The sequence below is a fragment of the Shigella sp. SIG3 genome (assembly GCF_053555855.1).
Genome location: NZ_JBQZXE010000073.1, coordinates 1 through 19,645 on the forward strand (window position 1 = coordinate 1; position 19,645 = coordinate 19,645).

General features: G+C 51.9%; 18 protein-coding genes and 2 pseudogenes. 9 read left to right on the top strand and 11 right to left on the bottom strand.

What is annotated here, in order from left to right:
* Positions 1 to 123 precede the first annotated feature (123 nt).
* The 4 genes from scpA to scpC are packed head-to-tail and all read left to right on the top strand — an operon-like array spanning position 124 to position 5,554.
* Positions 124 to 2,268 (top strand): methylmalonyl-CoA mutase, encoded by a 2,145-nt coding sequence (gene scpA / locus ACUU1I_RS13480; protein WP_000064250.1) that lies wholly within the window; start codon positions 124 to 126, stop codon positions 2,266 to 2,268.
* Positions 2,261 to 3,256: a methylmalonyl Co-A mutase-associated GTPase MeaB gene (gene meaB / locus ACUU1I_RS13485; RefSeq protein WP_000606499.1), complete on the top strand. Its 996-nt coding sequence runs from the start codon at positions 2,261 to 2,263 to the stop codon at positions 3,254 to 3,256. Before scpA ends, meaB begins: the two co-directional genes overlap by 8 nt.
* 10 nt (positions 3,257 to 3,266) lie before the next feature.
* Positions 3,267 to 4,052, top strand: coding sequence for a methylmalonyl-CoA decarboxylase (gene scpB, locus ACUU1I_RS13490; protein ID WP_000122063.1), 786 nt, complete (start codon positions 3,267 to 3,269; stop codon positions 4,050 to 4,052).
* A 23-nt stretch (positions 4,053 to 4,075) separates the two neighbouring features.
* Entirely contained in the window at positions 4,076 to 5,554 is a 1,479-nt protein-coding gene (scpC, locus tag ACUU1I_RS13495) for a propionyl-CoA:succinate CoA transferase (protein ID WP_000449925.1), read from the top strand.
* Here scpC and srsR read toward each other — a convergent pair.
* The 7 genes and pseudogenes from srsR to epd all read right to left on the bottom strand — a co-directional run bounded on the left by srsR (position 5,551) and on the right by epd (position 12,797).
* A pseudogene (srsR, locus tag ACUU1I_RS13500) lies at positions 5,551 to 6,446 on the bottom strand (LysR family transcriptional regulator SrsR). The gene scpC and the pseudogene srsR sit on opposite strands and share 4 nt — an antisense overlap.
* 166 nt (positions 6,447 to 6,612) lie before the next feature.
* The gene (locus ACUU1I_RS13505) at positions 6,613 to 7,353 is read right to left on the bottom strand and encodes an oxidative stress defense protein (RefSeq protein WP_000669834.1); all 741 of its coding nucleotides are present in this window, start codon (positions 7,351 to 7,353) and stop codon (positions 6,613 to 6,615) included.
* 92 nt (positions 7,354 to 7,445) lie between these two features.
* On the bottom strand, positions 7,446 to 8,081 hold the full coding sequence (argO, locus tag ACUU1I_RS13510) for an arginine exporter ArgO (protein WP_000493358.1): 636 nt from the start codon (positions 8,079 to 8,081) through the stop codon (positions 7,446 to 7,448).
* A 138-nt stretch (positions 8,082 to 8,219) separates the two neighbouring features.
* A complete protein-coding gene (gene mscS, locus ACUU1I_RS13515; protein ID WP_000389818.1) occupies positions 8,220 to 9,080 on the bottom strand; it encodes a small-conductance mechanosensitive channel MscS in 861 nt (286 codons plus the stop codon).
* Between the two features lie 190 nt (positions 9,081 to 9,270).
* Entirely contained in the window at positions 9,271 to 10,350 is a 1,080-nt protein-coding gene (gene fbaA, locus ACUU1I_RS13520) for a class II fructose-bisphosphate aldolase (protein ID WP_000034372.1), read from the bottom strand.
* A 214-nt stretch (positions 10,351 to 10,564) separates the two neighbouring features.
* A complete protein-coding gene (gene pgk, locus ACUU1I_RS13525; RefSeq protein WP_000111269.1) occupies positions 10,565 to 11,728 on the bottom strand; it encodes a phosphoglycerate kinase in 1,164 nt (387 codons plus the stop codon).
* A gap of 49 nt (positions 11,729 to 11,777) precedes the next feature.
* Entirely contained in the window at positions 11,778 to 12,797 is a 1,020-nt protein-coding gene (gene epd / locus ACUU1I_RS13530; RefSeq protein WP_000218484.1) for an erythrose-4-phosphate dehydrogenase, read from the bottom strand.
* Positions 12,798 to 13,168: 371 nt separating this feature from the next.
* On the opposite strand from epd, the gene ACUU1I_RS13535 reads away from it, so the two are divergent.
* From ACUU1I_RS13535 to ACUU1I_RS13555, 5 genes and pseudogenes are all read left to right on the top strand, one after another.
* On the top strand, positions 13,169 to 13,600 hold the full coding sequence (locus tag ACUU1I_RS13535) for a PPC domain-containing DNA-binding protein (protein WP_000988694.1): 432 nt from the start codon (positions 13,169 to 13,171) through the stop codon (positions 13,598 to 13,600).
* Positions 13,601 to 13,622: 22 nt separating this feature from the next.
* A complete protein-coding gene (locus ACUU1I_RS13540; RefSeq protein WP_000124315.1) occupies positions 13,623 to 14,201 on the top strand; it encodes an ECF transporter S component in 579 nt (192 codons plus the stop codon).
* Positions 14,202 to 14,909, top strand: a pseudogene (locus ACUU1I_RS13545) (energy-coupling factor transporter transmembrane component T).
* Entirely contained in the window at positions 14,897 to 15,574 is a 678-nt protein-coding gene (locus ACUU1I_RS13550) for an ABC transporter ATP-binding protein (protein ID WP_000256977.1), read from the top strand. The pseudogene ACUU1I_RS13545 and the gene ACUU1I_RS13550 overlap by 13 nt, the downstream one beginning before the upstream one ends.
* Positions 15,568 to 16,245, top strand: a complete 678-nt coding sequence (locus ACUU1I_RS13555; protein ID WP_000956873.1) for an ABC transporter ATP-binding protein — start codon at positions 15,568 to 15,570, stop codon at positions 16,243 to 16,245. Before ACUU1I_RS13550 ends, ACUU1I_RS13555 begins: the two co-directional genes overlap by 7 nt.
* Here ACUU1I_RS13555 and ACUU1I_RS13560 read toward each other — a convergent pair.
* The 4 genes from ACUU1I_RS13560 to ACUU1I_RS13575 form a co-directional block, all read right to left on the bottom strand.
* The gene (locus ACUU1I_RS13560; protein WP_000687761.1) at positions 16,217 to 16,930 is read right to left on the bottom strand and encodes a nucleoside/nucleotide kinase family protein; all 714 of its coding nucleotides are present in this window, start codon (positions 16,928 to 16,930) and stop codon (positions 16,217 to 16,219) included. The two genes, ACUU1I_RS13555 and ACUU1I_RS13560, sit on opposite strands and share 29 nt — an antisense overlap.
* Positions 16,927 to 17,436, bottom strand: a complete 510-nt coding sequence (gene fumE, locus ACUU1I_RS13565) for a fumarase E (protein ID WP_000224135.1) — start codon at positions 17,434 to 17,436, stop codon at positions 16,927 to 16,929. The genes ACUU1I_RS13560 and fumE overlap by 4 nt, the downstream gene beginning before the upstream one ends.
* 21 nt (positions 17,437 to 17,457) lie before the next feature.
* On the bottom strand, positions 17,458 to 18,423 hold the full coding sequence (glpX, locus tag ACUU1I_RS13570) for a class II fructose-bisphosphatase (protein ID WP_000987267.1): 966 nt from the start codon (positions 18,421 to 18,423) through the stop codon (positions 17,458 to 17,460).
* On the bottom strand, positions 18,420 to 19,645 hold a 1,226-nt coding region (locus tag ACUU1I_RS13575; protein ID WP_449144844.1), incomplete at its 5' end, for a zinc-binding dehydrogenase. The genes glpX and ACUU1I_RS13575, both read right to left, overlap by 4 nt.

Sequence of the window (19,645 nt, forward strand, 5' to 3'; positions counted from 1 at the left end):
GACAAATCTCAGGCGGCAAAAAACGACGTCTGAATGCATTTTTTTTGCTGGCGACAAACCCACGTAAAAAGCTCACCGTAAGCGCAAATACCCTCATTTTGATTGCGTTTTACGGAGCAAATAATGTCTAACGAGCAGGAGTGGCAACAGCTTGCCAACAAGGAATTGAGCCGTCGGGAGAAAACTGTCGACTCGCTGGTTCAGCAAACCGCGGAAGGGATCGCCATCAAGCCGCTGTATACCGAAGCCGATCTCGATAATCTGGAGGTGACAGGTACCCTTCCTGGTTTGCCGCCCTACGTTCGTGGCCCGCGTGCCACTATGTATACCGCCCAACCGTGGACCATCCGTCAGTATGCTGGTTTTTCAACAGCAAAAGAGTCCAACGCTTTTTATCGCCGTAACCTGGCCGCCGGGCAAAAAGGTCTTTCCGTTGCGTTTGACCTTGCCACCCACCGTGGCTACGACTCCGATAACCCACGCGTGGCGGGTGACGTCGGCAAAGCGGGCGTCGCTATCGACACCGTGGAAGATATGAAAGTCCTGTTCGACCAGATCCCGCTGGGTAAAATGTCGGTTTCGATGACCATGAATGGCGCAGTGCTACCAGTACTGGCGTTTTATATCGTCGCCGCAGAAGAGCAAGGTGTTACACCTGATAAACTGACCGGCACCATTCAAAACGATATTCTCAAAGAGTACCTCTGCCGCAACACCTATATTTACCCACCAAAACCGTCAATGCGCATTATCGCCGACATCATCGCCTGGTGTTCCGGCAACATGCCGCGATTTAATACCATCAGTATCAGCGGTTACCACATGGGGGAAGCGGGTGCCAACTGCGTGCAGCAGGTAGCATTTACGCTCGCCGATGGGATTGAGTACATCAAAGCAGCAATCTCTGCCGGACTGAAAATGGATGACTTCGCTCCTCGCCTGTCGTTATTCTTCGGTATCGGCATGGATCTGTTTATGAACGTCGCCATGTTGCGTGCGGCACGTTATTTATGGAGCGAAGCGGTCAGTGGATTTGGCGCACAGGATCCGAAATCACTGGCGCTGCGTACCCACTGCCAGACCTCAGGCTGGAGCCTGACTGAACAGGATCCGTATAACAACGTTATCCGCACCACCATTGAAGCACTGGCTGCGACGCTGGGCGGTACTCAGTCACTGCATACCAACGCCTTTGACGAAGCGCTTGGTTTGCCTACCGATTTCTCAGCACGCATTGCCCGCAACACCCAGATCATCATCCAGGAAGAATCAGAACTCTGCCACACCGTCGATCCACTGGCCGGATCCTATTACATTGAGTCGCTGACCGATCAAATCGTCAAACAAGCCAGAGCTATTATCCAACAGATCGACGAAGCCGGTGGCATGGCGAAAGCGATCGAAGCAGGTCTGCCAAAACGAATGACCGAAGAGGCCTCAGCGCGCGAACAGTCGCTGATCGACCAGGGCAAGCGTGTCATCGTTGGTGTCAACAAGTACAAACTGGATCACGAAGACGAAACCGATGTACTTGAGATCGACAACGTGATGGTGCGTAACGAGCAAATTGCTTCGCTGGAACGCATTCGCGCCGCCCGTGATGATGCCGCCGTAACCGCCGCGTTGAACGCCCTGACTCACGCCGCACAGCATAACGAAAACCTGCTGGCTGCCGCTGTTAATGCCGCTCGCGTTCGCGCCACCCTGGGTGAAATTTCCGATGCGCTGGAAGTCGCTTTCGACCGTTATCTGGTGCCAAGCCAGTGTGTTACCGGCGTGATTGCGCAAAGCTATCATCAGTCTGAGAAATCGGCCTCCGAGTTCGATGCCATTGTTGCGCAAACGGAGCAGTTCCTTGCCGACAATGGTCGTCGCCCGCGCATTCTGATCGCTAAGATGGGCCAGGATGGACACGATCGCGGCGCGAAAGTGATCGCCAGCGCCTATTCCGATCTCGGTTTCGACGTAGATTTAAGCCCGATGTTCTCTACACCTGAAGAGATCGCCCGCCTGGCCGTAGAAAACGACGTTCACGTAGCGGGCGCATCCTCACTGGCTGCCGGTCATAAAACGCTGATCCCGGAACTGGTCGAAGCGCTGAAAAAATGGGGACGCGAAGATATCTGCGTGGTCGCGGGTGGCGTCATTCCGCCGCAGGATTACGCCTTCCTGCAAGAGCGCGGCGTGGCGGCGATTTATGGTCCAGGTACACCTATGCTCGACAGTGTGCGCGACGTACTGAATCTGATAAGCCAGCATCATGATTAATGAAGCCACGCTGGCAGAAAGTATTCGCCGCTTACGTCAGGGTGAGCGTGCCACGCTCGCCCAAGCCATGACGCTGGTGGAAAGCCGTCACCCACGTCATCAGGCGCTAAGTACACAGCTGCTTGACGCTATTATGCCGTTCTGTGGTAACGCCCTGCGACTGGGCGTTACCGGCACACCCGGCGCGGGGAAAAGTACCTTTCTTGAAGCCTTTGGCATGTTGTTGATTCGTGAGGGATTAAAGGTTGCTGTTATTGCGGTCGATCCCAGCAGCCCGGTCACTGGCGGTAGCATTCTCGGGGATAAAACCCGCATGAATGACCTGGCGCGTGCCGAGGCGGCGTTTATTCGCCCGGTACCCTCCTCCGGTCATCTGGGCGGTGCCAGTCAGCGAGCACGGGAATTAATGCTGTTATGCGAAGCGGCGGGTTATGACGTAGTGATTGTCGAAACGGTTGGCGTCGCGCAGTCGGAAACGGAAGTCGCCCGCATGGTGGACTGTTTTATCTCGTTGCAAATTGCCGGTGGCGGCGATGATCTGCAGGGCATTAAAAAAGGGCTGATGGAAGTGGCTGATCTGCTCGTTATCAATAAAGACGATGGCGATAACCATACCAATGTCGCCATTGCCCGGCATATGTACGAGAGTGCCCTGCATATTCTGCGACGTAAATACGACGAATGGCAGCCACGGGGTCTGACTTGTAGCGCACTGGAAAAACGTGGAATCGATGAGATCTGGCACGCCATCATCGACTTCAAAACCGCGCTAACTGCCAGTGGTCGTTTACAACAAGTGCGGCAACAACAATCGGTGGAATGGCTGCGTAAGCAGACCGAAGAAGAAGTACTGAATCACCTGTTCGCGAATGAAGATTTCGATCGCTATTACCGCCAGACGCTTTTAGCGGTCAAAAACAATACGCTCTCACCGCGCACCGGCCTGCGGCAGCTCAGTGAATTTATCCAGACGCAATATTTTGATTAAAGGAATTTTTATGTCTTATCAGTATGTGAACGTTGCCACTATCAACAAAGTGGCGGTCATTGAGTTTAACTATGGACGAAAACTTAATGCCTTAAGTAAAGTCTTTATTGATGATCTTATGCAGGCGTTAAGCGATCTCAACCGGCCGGAAATTCGCTGTATCATTTTGCGGGCGCCAAGTGGATCCAAAGTCTTCTCCGCAGGTCACGATATTCACGAACTGCCGTCTGGCGGTCGCGATCCGCTCTCCTATGATGATCCATTGCGTCAAATCACCCGCATGATCCAAAAATTCCCGAAACCGATCATTTCGATGGTGGAAGGTAGTGTTTGGGGTGGCGCATTTGAAATGATCATGAGTTCCGATCTGATCATCGCCGCCAGTACCTCAACCTTCTCAATGACGCCTGTAAACCTCGGCGTCCCGTATAACCTGGTCGGCATTCACAACCTGACCCGCGACGCGGGCTTCCACATTGTCAAAGAGCTGATTTTTACCGCTTCGCCAATCACCGCCCAGCGCGCGCTGGCTGTCGGCATCCTCAACCATGTTGTGGAAGTGGAAGAACTGGAAGATTTCACCTTACAAATGGCGCACCACATCTCTGAGAAAGCGCCGTTAGCCATTGCCGTTATCAAAGAAGAGCTGCGTGTACTGGGCGAAGCACACACCATGAACTCCGATGAATTTGAACGTATTCAGGGGATGCGCCGCGCGGTTTATGACAGCGAAGATTACCAGGAAGGGATGAACGCTTTCCTCGAAAAACGTAAACCTAATTTCGTTGGTCATTAATCCCTGCGAACGAAGGAGTAAAAATGGAAACTCAGTGGACAAGGATGACCGCCGATGAAGCGGCAGAAATTATCCAGCATAACGACATGGTGGCATTTAGCGGCTTTACCCCAGCGGGTTCGCCGAAAGCCCTACCCGCCGCGATTGCCCGCAGAGCTAACGAACAGCATGAGGCCAAAAAGCCGTATCAAATTCGCCTGCTGACGGGGGCGTCAATCAGCGCCGCCGCTGACGATGTACTTTCTGACGCCGATGCTGTTTCCTGGCGTGCGCCATATCAAACATCGTCCAGTTTACGTAAAAAGATCAATCAGGGCGCGGTGAGTTTCGTTGACCTACATTTGAGCGAAGTGGCGCAAATGGTCAATTACGGTTTCTTCGGCGACATTGATGTTGCCGTCATTGAAGCATCGGCACTGGCACCGGATGGTCGAGTCTGGTTAACCAGCGGGATCGGTAATGCGCCGACCTGGCTGCTGCGAGCGAAGAAAGTGATCATTGAACTTAATCACTATCACGATCCGCGCGTTGCAGAACTGGCAGATATTGTGATTCCTGGCGCGCCACCGCGGCGCAATAGCGTGTCGATCTTCCATGCAATGGATCGCGTCGGTACCCGCTATGTGCAAATCGATCCGAAAAAGATTGTCGCCGTCGTGGAAACCAACTTGCCCGACGCCGGTAATATGCTGGATAAGCAAAATCCCATGTGCCAGCAGATTGCCGATAACGTGGTCACGTTCTTATTGCAGGAAATGGCGCATGGGCGTATTCCGCCGGAATTTCTGCCGCTGCAAAGTGGCGTGGGCAATATCAATAATGCGGTAATGGCGCGTCTGGGGGAAAACCCGGAAATTCCTCCGTTCATGATGTATTCGGAAGTGCTACAGGAATCGGTGGTGCATTTACTGGAAACCGGCAAAATCAGCGGGGCCAGCGCCTCCAGCCTGACAATCTCGGCCGATTCCCTGCGCAAGATTTACGACAATATGGATTACTTTGCCAGCCGCATTGTGTTGCGTCCGCAGGAGATTTCCAATAACCCGGAAATCATCCGTCGTCTGGGCGTCATCGCTCTGAACGTCGGCCTGGAGTTTGATATTTACGGGCATGCAAATTCAACGCACGTAGCCGGGGTCGATCTGATGAACGGCATCGGCGGCAGCGGTGATTTTGAACGCAACGCGTATCTGTCGATCTTTATGGCTCCGTCGATTGCTAAAGAAGGCAAGATCTCAACCGTCGTGCCAATGTGCAGCCATGTTGATCACAGCGAACACAGCGTCAAAGTGATCATCACCGAACAAGGGATCGCCGATCTGCGCGGTCTTTCCCCGCTTCAACGCGCCCGCACTATCATTGATAATTGTGCACATCCTATGTATCGGGATTATCTGCATCGCTATCTGGAAAATGCGCCCGGCGGACATATTCACCACGATCTTAGCCACGTCTTCGACTTACACCGTAATTTAATTGCAACCGGCTCGATGCTGGGTTAATGGTTTGTCCCGTCACGATCTTCAGCAATATGCTGAAGATCGTGGCGGTATAACGATGATTTCTGATTGAATAAAGATATTCCTGCATATACATCGGCCTGTGCGGCGCATCAAAATATTTCAGCGTTGCCGGATTCACCAGTCACCAGGCAAAATGCGGGATCACCGTCAGAAAATGTCCGCGCTCCACGGCGCTGATTTTGGCCATAAAACTGTAGGGACGATAAATAATGGTGGGATTGATCCCACAAGGTCGCATATTCGCATCAATCATTGCTTCGAAGTTAGCCCGGTTTTGAAAGCGCATTTGTAGCCAGGGGAGCTCCTGAAGCAGCTCTTGCTCTTGACGCTCTTTATAACGGCGAGAAACGAGAAAGCCCAATCACAGCGGTGGTAATTCACTGATAGTCAGGTTTTCCAGTTCCTGAACTCGTGCAGATACATGCTGTGGGGAGATAATAAAATCTAACTGACGGTCAAAAAGATTATCGATAACGCCGTTTTCGCTGAACTCAACTGGCTGGGCGGTCACGCCTTCATACTTATCTCCGAGACTAATCAACTGATCGAAAATAATTGTCGGATAAGTATTATCTATGCCAATCACAATTTCTCGTGAACGACGCCCTGAGTTATGGATTTCATTATCAATCGCAGAAAGTCGTTGATAAACCGGGAACAGTTTTTGATACAGTTCCTGACCGGCTTTATTGAGGCTGATATTATTATCTTTGCGGGTAAATAGCGTATAGCCAATTTGTTCTTCCAGCGCGGCAATGCTTTTACCAAATGGCGAAGCCGTCATATGGATTTTTTCTGCCGCCCGGGCAATATTATTGGTTTGCGCTAATAAAATGAAATTGCGCATCTTTTTCGAAATAAAAATGTCCATCCCCCCTCCCCGCATCCTTGTCCGCTTAACCGTTTCAGTCAGCCTATCCTTGATGAAACCGCGAGCAAAGATAGGTGATTACGTCATGGTTTTACAGAAAATTACAGAAAAAGGAGGCAATATCGGGTAAAGGCATTAGCCCGACGAATACGTCGGGCTACAAGTATTATTGTGCTGCAGGTGTTTTAGCGGGTTGTTGATCCACAGGTTCTAACTGGAAGACCACATCGACCTGATCATCAAACTGAATAGCGGCCTGCTCGTAAGTTTCCTGGGCAGACACCGGCGCGGCATCGGCTTTCATCATCCGCACCATTGGGCTGGGCTGATAGTTGGAAACATGGTAGCGCACGCTATATACCGGCCCCAGTTTACGATGAAAGCCGTTCGCCAGTTCCTGCGCCTGATGAATCGCGTTATCAATCGCTGCCTTACGCGCTTTGTCTTTATAGGCATCCGGCTGCGCCACGCCCAGCGACACAGAACGAATTTCGTTAAGACCCGCCTTCAGCGCGCCATCCAGCAAGGAATTCAGTTTGTCTAACTGACGGAGCGTGACTTCCACCGTTCTCACAGCTCGGTAGCCTTTCAGGATACTTTTACCATCCTGATAGTCATAATCTGGCTGGGTGCGTAAATTCGCTGAGCTGATATCTTTTTTCGCGATCTGATTGAGTTCAAGGAAGGAAATGTATTGTGCGACGCGCTCATCTGCCTGTTTCTTGGCTGTAGCGGCATCCTTCGCGGCCACGTTAACTTCAATCGCAAGAGTGGCAATGTCTGGCACCGCATCCACACTTGCCGTACCGGAGGTGACAATATGCGGTCCATCCGGCAATTCGTTAGCCTGCGCTGCCATCCCGCTAATACCCATTAATGCCGCCAGGGCGATAACTTTGAACTTCACGTTAGTCTCTCCGTGTTAATTGACTTGCCCAAAATTCAGGACCTCTGGAGGCAAGCTTAGCGCCTCTGTTTTATTTTTCCATCAGATAGCGCCTAACTGAACAAGGCTTGTGCATGAGCAATACCGTCTCTCGCCAGCTGCAAGGCTATAAACCACATGACACATCCCACTACCAGATTGATAATGTGCTGTGATTTTGCCGTGCGCAGGCGCGGTGCCAGCCAGGCTGCGAGAATAGCCAGACCAAAGAACCACAGGAAAGAGGCGCTAATTGTCCCGAGCGCAAACCAACGTTTTGGTTCGACGTCAAGCTGCCCGCCAAGGCTGCCCAGTACAACAAAAGTATCCAGGTAAACATGCGGATTCAGCCAGGTCACTGCCAACATGGTGGCGATAATTTTCCATCTGCCTTGCTTCAGGACTTCGGCACTAGCTAACTCAATATTACTACTCATCGCTGTTTTAAAAGCGCCAAAACCATACCAGAGCAAGAAGACTACGCCGCCCCAAGTGACCAGCGCTAGCAACCACGGCGACTGCATCAATAACGCGCTACCACCAAAAATCCCCGCGCAAATCAGGACCAAATCGCTGATAGCGCAAAGTAAGGCAATCATAATGTGGTACTGACGACGAATGCCCTGATTCATCACAAAAGCATTTTGTGGGCCGAGCGGCAGAATCATAGCTGCCCCAAGAGCAAGACCTTGAAAGTAATAAGAAAACACGTTGGATATTCCGAATTAAGTATCTGATGCAGAGACTATATCGCGGGATTGTTATTAGCGGAAATTGATAATATTAATTGGCAATCAGAATAACTAATAAGAGAGAGGCCAGAGAGTATTATCTGGCCTCAGCGTTGATTACGCAGCTTTGTCTTCTTTCACCCGCTTAAAGTTCACATCCATTTGCGGGTACGGGAAGCTGATACCGGCGGCATCAAATTCACGTTTAATACGCTCCAGCACATCCCAGTACACGTTTTGCAGATCGCCGCTGTTGCTCCAGACGCGGACCACGAAATTAATCGACGATGCACCAAGTTCGTTCAGGCGCACAGTCATTTCGCGATCTTTCAAAATGCGATCTTCAGACTGGATAATATTGGTCAGGATCTGCTTAACCTGATCGATATCGGAATCATACGCCACGCCAATAATAAATTCGTTACGGCGAACTGGCTCGCGGGAGAAGTTAATAATATTTCCGGCAATAATTTTACCGTTCGGAATAACGATAATTTTACCGTCTGCAGTACGCATGGTGGTGGAGAAAATCTGCACACTCAGCACAGTACCGGCTACGCCGCCGAGGTCAACATATTCTCCGGCACGGAACGGGCGGAACATGACAAGTAACACGCCAGCGGCCAGGTTAGAAAGTGACCCCTGCAAAGCCAGACCAACAGCTAAGCCTGCGGCACCGAGTACAGCAATGACTGACGCTGTTTGTACACCCACGCGTCCCAGGGCAGCGATTAGCGTAAAGGCGATAATACCGTAACGGACTAATGCAGAAAGAAAATCAGCAACAGTGGCATCGATTTTACGGGAGATCATCAGGCGATTCACCGCGTTGGAAATCATCCGCGCGATAATCAAACCAACGATGATGATCGCGAGTGCCGCCACGATGTTTACTGCATAACTTAGCAGCAGCGCCTGGTTAGCTACCAGCCAGCTTCCCGCGCCGTTTATGCTATCGACAACATTCAAATCTTCCATTCAATATTCCTTTTCAACTGACTCAAAATGGAGAAATACACTCCGCCGCCTTATGACGGGCAGTCTGACAAGGGTAAACAATAAAGCATAATTTTGCCAAATAGATCACAGATTTCTCATCTGAATCACCTTGCTTTTGGCGAAAAAAAGACCCGCAGAGCGGGCCTTGAGATAAGCAGAAAGGAATGACTTACAGAACGTCGATCGCGTTCAGTTCCTGGAATGCTTTTTCCAGACGAGCGATCATCGAAGTCTGACCGGCACGCAGCCATACGCGCGGATCGTAGTATTTCTTGTTCGGCTGATCTTCGCCTTTCGGGTTACCCAGCTGACCCTGCAGATAAGCTTCGTTCGCTTTGTAGTAGTTCAGAACGCCTTCCCAGGTTGCCCATTGGGTATCGGTATCGATGTTCATTTTCACTACGCCGTAGCTTACGGAGTCTTTGATTTCCTGAGCAGTAGAACCGGAACCACCGTGGAATACGAAGTTCAGGCTGTTGTGCGGCAGGTTGTGTTTCTTAGAAACATATTCCTGAGAATCACGCAGGATGGTCGGAGTCAGAACCACGTTACCCGGCTTGTAAACACCGTGTACGTTACCGAAGGACGCAGCGATGGTGAAACGCGGGCTGATTTTGCTCAGCTCGGTGTATGCGTAATCAACGTCTTCCGGCTGGGTGTACAGTGCAGAAGCGTCCATGTGGCTGTTGTCCACGCCGTCTTCTTCACCACCGGTGCAACCCAGTTCGATTTCCAGAGTCATGCCGATTTTGGACATACGCTCCAGGTATTTAGAGCAGATTTCGATGTTCTCTTGCAGAGATTCTTCAGACAGGTCGATCATGTGAGAAGAGAACAGCGGCTTACCGGTAGCTGCGAAGTGTTTTTCACCCGCGTCCAGCAGACCGTCGATCCACGGCAGCAGTTTCTTCGCGCAGTGGTCAGTGTGCAGGATAACCGGAACACCATAATGTTCAGCCATCTGGTGAACGTGATGCGCACCAGAGATCGCGCCCAGGATAGCAGCACCCTGCGGAACGTCAGATTTCACGCCTTTACCAGCGATAAAGGAAGCACCACCGTTGGAGAACTGAACGATAACCGGCGCTTTAACTTTAGCAGCAGTTTCCAGTACGGCGTTGATGGAGTCAGTACCGACGCAGTTTACTGCTGGCAGTGCGAAGTTGTTTTCTTTTGCTACCTGGAAAACTTTCTGTACGTCATCACCAGTGATTACGCCAGGTTTTACGAAATCAAAAATCTTAGACATGTCTCTTGTCCTGTATCGTCGGGCCTTATACTCATAATACTTCAAGTTGCATGTGCTGCGTCTGCGTTCGCTCACCCCAGTCACTTACTTATGTAAGCTCCTGGGGATTCACTCTCTTGTCGCCTTCCTGCAACTCGAATTATTTAGAGTATGAAAAAATGCGTGCTCTAAAAGCGCGCTGAAACAAGGGCAGGTTTCCCTGCCCTGTGATTTTTTACTTCTTAGCGCGCTCTTCGAGCATCGCTACTGCAGGCAGTACTTTACCTTCCACGAATTCGAGGAATGCGCCGCCGCCAGTGGAGATGTAGGAGATTTTGTCAGCAATGCCGAACAGGTCGATTGCTGCCAGAGTGTCGCCGCCGCCAGCGATGGAGAACGCTTCGCTGTCTGCGATAGCGTTAGCCACGATTTCAGTACCTTTGCGGAAGTTCGGGAATTCGAACACGCCAACCGGACCGTTCCACAGAATGGTTTTCGCATTCTTCAGGATTTCAGCCAGTTCCTGAGCGGAAGCATCACCGATATCCAGGATCTGCTCGTCAGCTTTCACATCGTTAACAGATTTCAGGGTAGCCGGTGCAGTTTCAGAGAACTCGGTTGCTACGCGAACATCAGACGGAACCGGGATGTTGCAGGTGGTCAGCAGACGTTTAGCTTCGTCAACCAGGTCAGCTTCGTACAGGGATTTACCCACATCGTGGCCTTGTGCCGCGATAAAGGTGTTAGCGATACCACCACCAACAATCAGCTGGTCAGCGATTTTAGACAGGGAGTCCAGAACGGTCAGTTTGGTAGATACTTTAGAACCACCAACGATAGCCACCATCGGGCGAGCAGGTTCTTTCAGTGCTTTACCCAGCGCGTCCAGTTCAGCTGCCAGCAGCGGGCCTGCGCACGCAACGTCAGCGAATTTACCGATACCGTGAGTAGAAGCCTGCGCGCGGTGAGCAGTACCGAATGCGTCCATTACGAACACGTCACACAGTGCAGCGTATTTTTTGGACAGGGTTTCGTCGTCTTTCTTCTCGCCTTTGTTGAAGCGAACGTTTTCCAGAACAACCAGTTCACCTTCAGCAACGTCAACGCCGTCGAGGTAATCTTTAACCAGACGAACCGGGTTAGACAGTTTGTCTTTCAGGTAGTTAACAACCGGCAGCAGAGAGAATTCTTCGTTGTACTCGCCTTCGGTAGGACGACCCAGGTGGGAAGTTACCATCACTTTTGCGCCTTGTTTCAGGGCCAGTTCGATGGTCGGCAGAGAAGCACGGATACGCGCGTCGCTGGTTACTTTCCCGTCTTTTACTGGTACGTTCAGATCCGCACGGATAAATACACGTTTCCCAGCAAGATCCAGATCGGTCATCTTAATTACAGACATGGTGAATCCTCTCGTTGATTCTAAAAGTTTTGCAGACGCTGCTTGCGTCTTACCTGAAAGCAACAGTAGCCATAGCTAACGTCGTGTCGAGCATTCGGTTAGCAAAGCCCCATTCGTTATCGCACCAGACCAACGTTTTGATCAGGTGTGCGCCACTGACCCGGGTTTGGGTGCCATCGACAATGGCACTGTGCGGATCGTGGTTAAAATCTACAGAGACCAACGGCAATTCCGTATAGTCAACTATACCATGAAATGCACCTTGTGCTGCTTTTTGCAGCAACAGGTTGACTTCATTGGCTTTTACAGGTTTCTTCACCGTCACGCTTAAATCGATTGCCGTCACATTTATGGTTGGCACACGTACCGCAATCGCTTCAAAGCGATCGTTAAATTGCGGAAAAAATCGTGTGATACCAGCGGCCAGTTTAGTATCGACCGGAATGATCGACTGGCTGGCTGCCCGGGTGCGACGCAGGTCAGGATGGTATGCATCAATAACCTGTTGATCGTGCATGGCGGAGTGAATTGTGGTCACAGTGCCGGACTCAATACCGTACGCATCATCTAACAATTTGATGACGGGAATTATGCAATTCGTGGTACAGGAAGCGTTAGAAACGATGCGGTGTTCCGCACGAAGTTGATCCTGATTGACGCCGTAAACAACGGTCGCGCCGAGATCGTTACTGCCAGGATGTGAAAAGAGCACTTTTTTGGCCCCGGCGGCAATATGCGCTTCGCTATGCTCGCGGGAGCCATATACGCCGGTGCAGTCGAGGACTACATCAACGCCAAGTTCACGCCAGGGGAGCGATTGCAGTGAACGTTCATGCAATACGCGGATGGCGTCATCACCAACAAAAAGTTGATCGCGTTCCTGTCGTACTTCCCATGCAAAACGGCCATGGCTGGTGTCATATTTCAACAAATGCGCCATGCCCGCAGCATCCGCCAGTTCGTTGATTGCCACCACGGTAATTTCCGCCCGGCGTCCGGATTCATACAAAGCACGAACCACATTACGCCCGATGCGACCGAAGCCATTTATCGCTACGCGTACGGTCATAGATCTCCTGCAAGGTTTTCCCTGAGCAAATTTGCCAGACAGAGTAATCTAGCAAATCGTCCGGGGAAACCTTACCTGTCGCAAACTGCGACTGATTGGTTAATTGTCGAACATTTAATCGACTGAAACGCTTCAGCTAGGATAAGCGAAACGTGGAATAAAAGGAATGATTGTCCAGTCAAAGAAAGCAATTATCTGACTTACGTCACGTTTTCAGCCCCGCCCCTGTGGAATTTATTCCACTTTGCAGAATCACGAATAAGCGTAGCAAAATCTTTTCGTTGTGCCGTCACAAACCCTGACTTATATCAGAATATGGCTGATGCAGCGTCGATATTATCCGCAATACGTCCGAGTTTCGGAGTACTCCAATGATGACATTGCCCTACCCATATTCTTCCTCCGCACGCTTTTACGCACTGCGCCTCCTCCCCGGGCAGGAAGTTTTTTCCCAGCTACACGCTTTTGCACAGCAACATCAACTTCATGCCGCCTGGATTGCAGGCTGTACCGGTAGCCTGACTGACGTCGCCTTGCGCTATGCCGGGCAAGAAGGCACCACGCTCCTGAACGGTACATTCGAAGTGATCTCACTAAACGGCACGCTGGAACAGAGTGGTGAGCATCTTCATCTCTGCGTTTCCGATCCACACGGCACGATGCTTGGCGGTCATATGATGCCCGGCTGTACCGTGCGGACCACGCTTGAACTGGTGATCGGTAGCCTTGAGGAACTGGAGTTTAGCCGCCAACCTTGCGCGCTTTCTGGTTACGACGAGTTGCATATTTCCCCCGTTAAATAACTACTTTCAAAGAGGTTTTCTTATGGCGCGTAGCCACTTTTCCAGTCAGGCACTGGTGTTGATCGTTATATCTATCGCCATCAATATGATCGGCGGGCAACTGGCCAGCATGGTCAAATTACCTATATTTCTCGACTCCATCGGCACACTTATTAGCGCGGTACTGCTTGGTCCGGTGATCGGAATGCTGACCGGCTTACTGACCAATTTACTCTGGGGATTGCTGACCGACCCGATCGCCGCCGCATTTGCACCCGTCGCGATGGTCATCGGCCTGGTCTCCGGTTGGCTGGCGCGAGCGGGTTGGTTTCGCACCCTGCCAAAAGTCGTTGTCAGCGGCGTGATTATTACGCTTGCGGTAACGGTCGTCGCTGTACCGCTGCGTACTGCGCTGTTCGGCGGTGTCACCGGTAGCGGAGCCGATTTGTTCGTTGCCTGGATGCACTCGATGGGGCAAAACCTGGTGGAGTCGGTGGCGATTACGGTGATAGGCGCGAACCTGGTCGATAAAATTCTTACAGCGGTGATTGTCTGGCTTTTACTGCGCCAGCTGCCGATTCGCACCACGCGCCATTTTCCGGCAATGGCTGCCGTGCGCTAAATGCATCCATTTACCTCATTAACACTGTGGGCATTAGCGGCCTGCACCACGCTTATCCTGCCCGCGCAGACCATTTTGCCGATCTATAGCGCGGCGACCTTTTTCTGCCTTATTGCGCTAAAGGCCACGCGGCGGCGGGCAAAATATGTCGTCTGGCTGATGTTCTCGCTGGGAGCCGGGCTGTGGCTGGTACACGGTGGCTGGCTACCAGAATGGCTAAGCGGCACGCCACGCTCGCCAGAACGGTGGTCGCATGCTATTACGCTCTGGTTGCTGATTCTGGCGATTGTTTCAACCTCACAGTTGTGAATGCAGTACGTCCCCGTGCAATGTTTTATTCGCGCTCTGTTTGCTTCTCGCCTGCCGCCAGGCGTCGCTTATCTGTTTGCCGGGCCGTTATTGGTCGTTGAGCAGTTAAAACGGCAATTAGCGATTATTCATGAAGCGCAGCGTGCCCGCGGCGTGCCGCTGGATGAGGGCTGGTATCAGCGTTTACGTGCTATGCCCGCGTTAATTATTCCGCTAACACACAATGCGCTTAACGAGCTGGCTGTCCGTGGTGCGGCGCTGGATATGCGGGCATTTCGGATCCACAACCGACGAACAACGTTGTGGGCACCAGCCGATAGCACCCTACAACGCGTAGCGCGTTACACCATGATCTTGCTGATGCTGACAGAATTCGGAGCGTGGATATGGTTACGTTAGAACAGTTCCGTTATTGCCCGACACACTCAACGCATCCTCCGTTCTGTTATGACTTTCACTATGTCAAACCGGGGATGGTCGCCATCTTTGGTGACAACGGCAGTGGCAAAAGTACGCTGGCACAGCTGATGGCGGGCTGGTATCCGGACTTTCTGCCAAGAGAGATAACAGGCACGGGGACGCTCCTCGGTACGCCCATTGGGCATCTCCCGCTTAATGAACAATCCGCCACCATCCAGCTCGTCCAGCAATCGCCCTATTTGCAGCTCTCCGGCTGTACCTGTAGCGTGGAAGAAGAAGTTGCCTTTGGGCCAGAAAATCTGTGTCTTGCTGAAGCAGAGATTATGGCGCGGATTGATGCCGCCCTGACTCTGACCGAGTGCCAGCCGTTGCGCCATCGTCACCCGGCAACACTCTCCGGTGGAGAGACACAGCGCGTGGTCATCGCCTGCGCCATCGCGATGCAGCCAAAGCTCTTAATTCTTGATGAAGCCTTTAGCCGCCTGACGCCGCAGGCCAGCGAAATGCTGTTGCAGCGCTTACAACACTGGGCGTTTGAACGTGGTTCGCTGATTATTCTTTTTGAACGTCATCGCACACCTTTCCTGAACTACTGCCAGCAAGCGTGGCAATTGCAAAACGGAGCGCTCCAGCCACTATGTTAACGTTAAATAAGATATCTTATCGCTGGCCTGGCGCGGCAACGGATTGTCTTTGCGACATTTCTCTGCAACTCAAACAAGGTGAATGGTTGGCGCTGACCGGTGACAATGGCGCAGGGAAATCGACGCTGTTACGAGTAATGGCAGGTCTTCTTACGCCCACAGCCGGTACGGTTATGCTGCAACAACAGGCGATGAAAAACCTGAAAAACCGCCAGCGCGCGGCAAAGGTTGGCGTACTGTTTCAGGAAGCGGAAAACCAACTTTTTCACAGCACCGTCGCTGACGAGATCGCATTTGGTTTGAAACTGCAAAAATGCCCGGCGGATGAAATCACTCAACGTACCCATGCTGCCCTGCAATGTTGTCAGTTAGCAGACACTGCCAACTCGCACCCGTTGGATCTGCATAGTGCGCAGCGACGGATGGTCGCCGTCGCCTGCCTGGAAGCACTCTCTCCGCCACTATTACTGCTGGACGAGCCGAGTCGGGATTTTGACGAAAATTGGTTGAGCGTGTTTGAAAGCTGGCTGGAGAAGTGCCGCCAGCGAGGCACGAGCGTGGTAGCAATCAGTCATGACGCCGCATTTACCCGGCGTCATTTCTCTCGTGTGGTGCGACTGGAAGATGGTGTAATCAGGAACGTTAATCCACCAGACGATATTCACCCGTAGCGGTCATCATTAAGGTCAAATTTGCAGGCAGACTCTCTTCCAGCACCCGGCGAACATTCGGCCCGTCGGTACGGTCATAAAAGGCTTCTGCATCTGCCAGCGATACCCCTCCCGCCAGCTTGCGCCCCACCAGACGCTCCCGCAACGCAGCAGCTGGCGCGTTGATAAAGATCGAGAAATCACAAAATTGCGCAAGCTGGCACCACTTCTCGTCGTCCAGCAACAACCAGTTTCCTTCGACGATGACGAGTGGTGCGGTAACGTGCAACGCATCTTCAACAGGATCATGCTTTTGTCGATCGTACTGCGGCCACGTACAATCCCCTTCCACCACCTGGCGCAGATTTTCCGCCAGTTTCGCAACGTCAAATGTCTCTGGTGCGCCTTTGAAGGGGCGCAATTGATGCGCGTCCAGCCAGCTATTGTAATGGTGAAAACCATCCATCGGGAGCGTCTGAATAGCGGGCAGCTCCGGGTCTTGTTGCGCGAGATATTCCCAGAAGGTGGTTAGGGTAGATTTACCCGTCCCCGGCGGAGCGCAAAGAAAAACCACCGTACGCCGCTGCGGATTTACCGTCTGTAAGGCCGCCAGCATACGCAGCAACGGTTTATGCACGCGTTCTATCTCTTCATCATGGTACTGCGCTTGCACGTTCAGCCCATTCACCGTTAATTCAATTTTCACGGCGTTAATTCCTTTAAGGTGGTCGTTACTGCCAGCGTCAGCGCCGTTTTGACCATTCCGCTAAAACGCGCCTCTGACCAGACGGCGAAATCGGCGAACTTCATCGCTTTTAACGCATCGTAGAGCGTCGCATTGCGAGTTATACTGTTGACATTGCTGATAAAATCCCAGGTTATATCATCGGCAAATCCGGGCGTTTCATCCTGTTCGTTCAGGTAATGCCAGTACTGGGAAAAGTGCGTGATATCGGCATACAGCCATTTATCCATTTTCCCCAGCGCATAAATCAAACGCAGCGCAACATCAATATCGTCAAGCGGGCCGCTTTGGGCGAGTAACGGCTTCACTGCATATTCGACGATCTCTTCATCGTTATCGACAAACAGCGACGGCAGAAACTGGCGTATCCCCTGGAGCAAAATAGAATGCGCAGTTTTCATAAATGAAAATAAATTGTCCTGTGCATCCAGTTGCTCAAGCACATCATCTTCTGTCAGAGTCGCCATTGGTCTTCCGATAGATCACCATCAATGCAGGGAGTCTATTATATTACACGTTTGGTCCGCGCCGCCGATCAGTAATGTCTGCGTCCGCACCCCATTCGCCGTCTGTTGGATACCGTTCACCAACTCGCCGCCCGTCACGCCCGTAGCGCTAAAGAGGATATCGTTCCCCCTCACCAGTTCATCGAGCGAGTACACACGGTTAACGTCAACGCCCATTGCCTTACAACGCTTGCGCTCCTGCTCTGCAATCTGCCGATTTTCCGTGTAATCCCCTTTAGCCTGACAAAAGTCAATCAGCTCGGCCTGCATATCCCCGCCTAACGCTTTAACGGCACAGGCAGAAATCACGCCTTCTGGCGCACCGCCGATGGTGTACATCACATCGTAAGGATTATCCTGCCAGCAGGTCAGCACGCTGGCGGCGACATCGCCATCCGGCAGGGCAAAAACCTTCACGCCCAGCTGTGTTGCTTCTTCAATCGCGGCACTCAGACGCGGTTTATCCAGCGTAACCATGCGCAGCTTGTCCAGCGGTTTACCTAACGCCCGCGCCACGTTACGCAAGTTGTCCGCCAGAGGCAAAGACAGATCAATCGCCCCGGCAGCCAGTCGATTAACAACCAGCTTTTTCATATACATATCGGGCGCATGTAACAGGCTATCTCGAGGAGCGAAAGCCATGACCGCCAGCGCATTGCTCTGCCCCATCGCCACCATCCGCGTGCCTTCAATGGGATCAACCGCGATATCGACTTCTGGCCCATCGCCTTTGCCCACCTCTTCGCCAATCCACAGCATCGGCGCATGGTCAATTTCTCCTTCGCAGATAACCACTCGTCCACGAAAAGCGACGTCGTTTAATGCCTGGCGCATCGCGGTGACCGCCAGGCCATCAATTTTATTTTTGTCGCCACATCCGGTTTGCGGCCAGGCAGCCAACGCGGCCTGTTCCGTAACGCGAAATAATGGCCACGCCAGGGACATCATTGCGCGGCCTCCCCGATATCAACGCCAAATTGTGCCAGCAGATATTTCTCGGCCTGTTCATTCCAGATGCCGTGCGTTTCCTCAACCAGCCGCGCCAACTCTTTAAACAGCGGATCGGTTTTGCCTTTTTCGGCAAAATCGGCAATGGCAGTGAGCGGCATGGTCACGCCGTTATAAATGAGTTTTTTACCGCCAGGGATATCCGGCAGATTGAGCACGGTTTCTGGCACCGCATCCAGGCCACCAATATGGGTCACCATAAACGACGGCTGTAACTGTCCTGTGGCGCTAAGGGCAATCGCCTCTTTCATGTCGTCCGTTGAACCGCCGGATGTACCGACTACGTGCGTGCTGTTGTAATGGACGTTGTAGAAATTAAACGGCACTTTGAAGTTTTTATCCGTCAGCCCGGCAAAGAAGTTCAGACAGCCATCTTCCGCCAGTAATTCGTCAGCCATCTCAACGACAGCAGGCACCGCCGCATAAACAAAAATGTCATCGAACCCGACATCTCCTGTCAGCGCCCGCAGCATCTGGATAGGATCGCTCATCCCTTTGGTATTCACATACACCAGCTCAATGCCTTTACTGGCCGCCAGATCCACCGGCAGCAGCTTCTGCACCTGCGCCAGGCGTTTGTCGTCGATATCGACCACCACCACCCGTGACGGTTGTATGCCACCGTTAATGGCGTAATCGATAGCGCCAATGCCCATCGGACCCGCACACGCCAGCAGTGCAATATTGCCGCCAGGTTTGACGCCCATGCGATGCTCATAAACATATTGCGTGGTGTGATAATTGGCATGATAAGCACCAATAATGCAGCACATAGGCTCTGCCAGCGACGCCGCAGCAAAATAAGAGCCGTGATACGGTAATACGCAGCCCAAATTAATGGCGATTTCGGGAATAATCATATAAGTGGCATTGCCGCCAAAATATTCGTAGCTGTAGCCCGCTGAATATCCGCTTGGTAACCCCATCGCCGGTTGCAATACAAAACGCTGGCCTTTTTTATATTTGCCAGTGAGATTTTTACCCACTTCGACAATAATCCCGGCACATTCATGCCCGGTAATGACCGGATGATTTTCTAAATCGTCGGGTACGCGTTTATGTTCACTACCGAGTAACGCCGCTTTCCAGGTCGATAAACAGACGCTGTCAGAAATTACACTCACTAACAGTTCATTATCGGTAATTTCTGGCAGTTCAAATT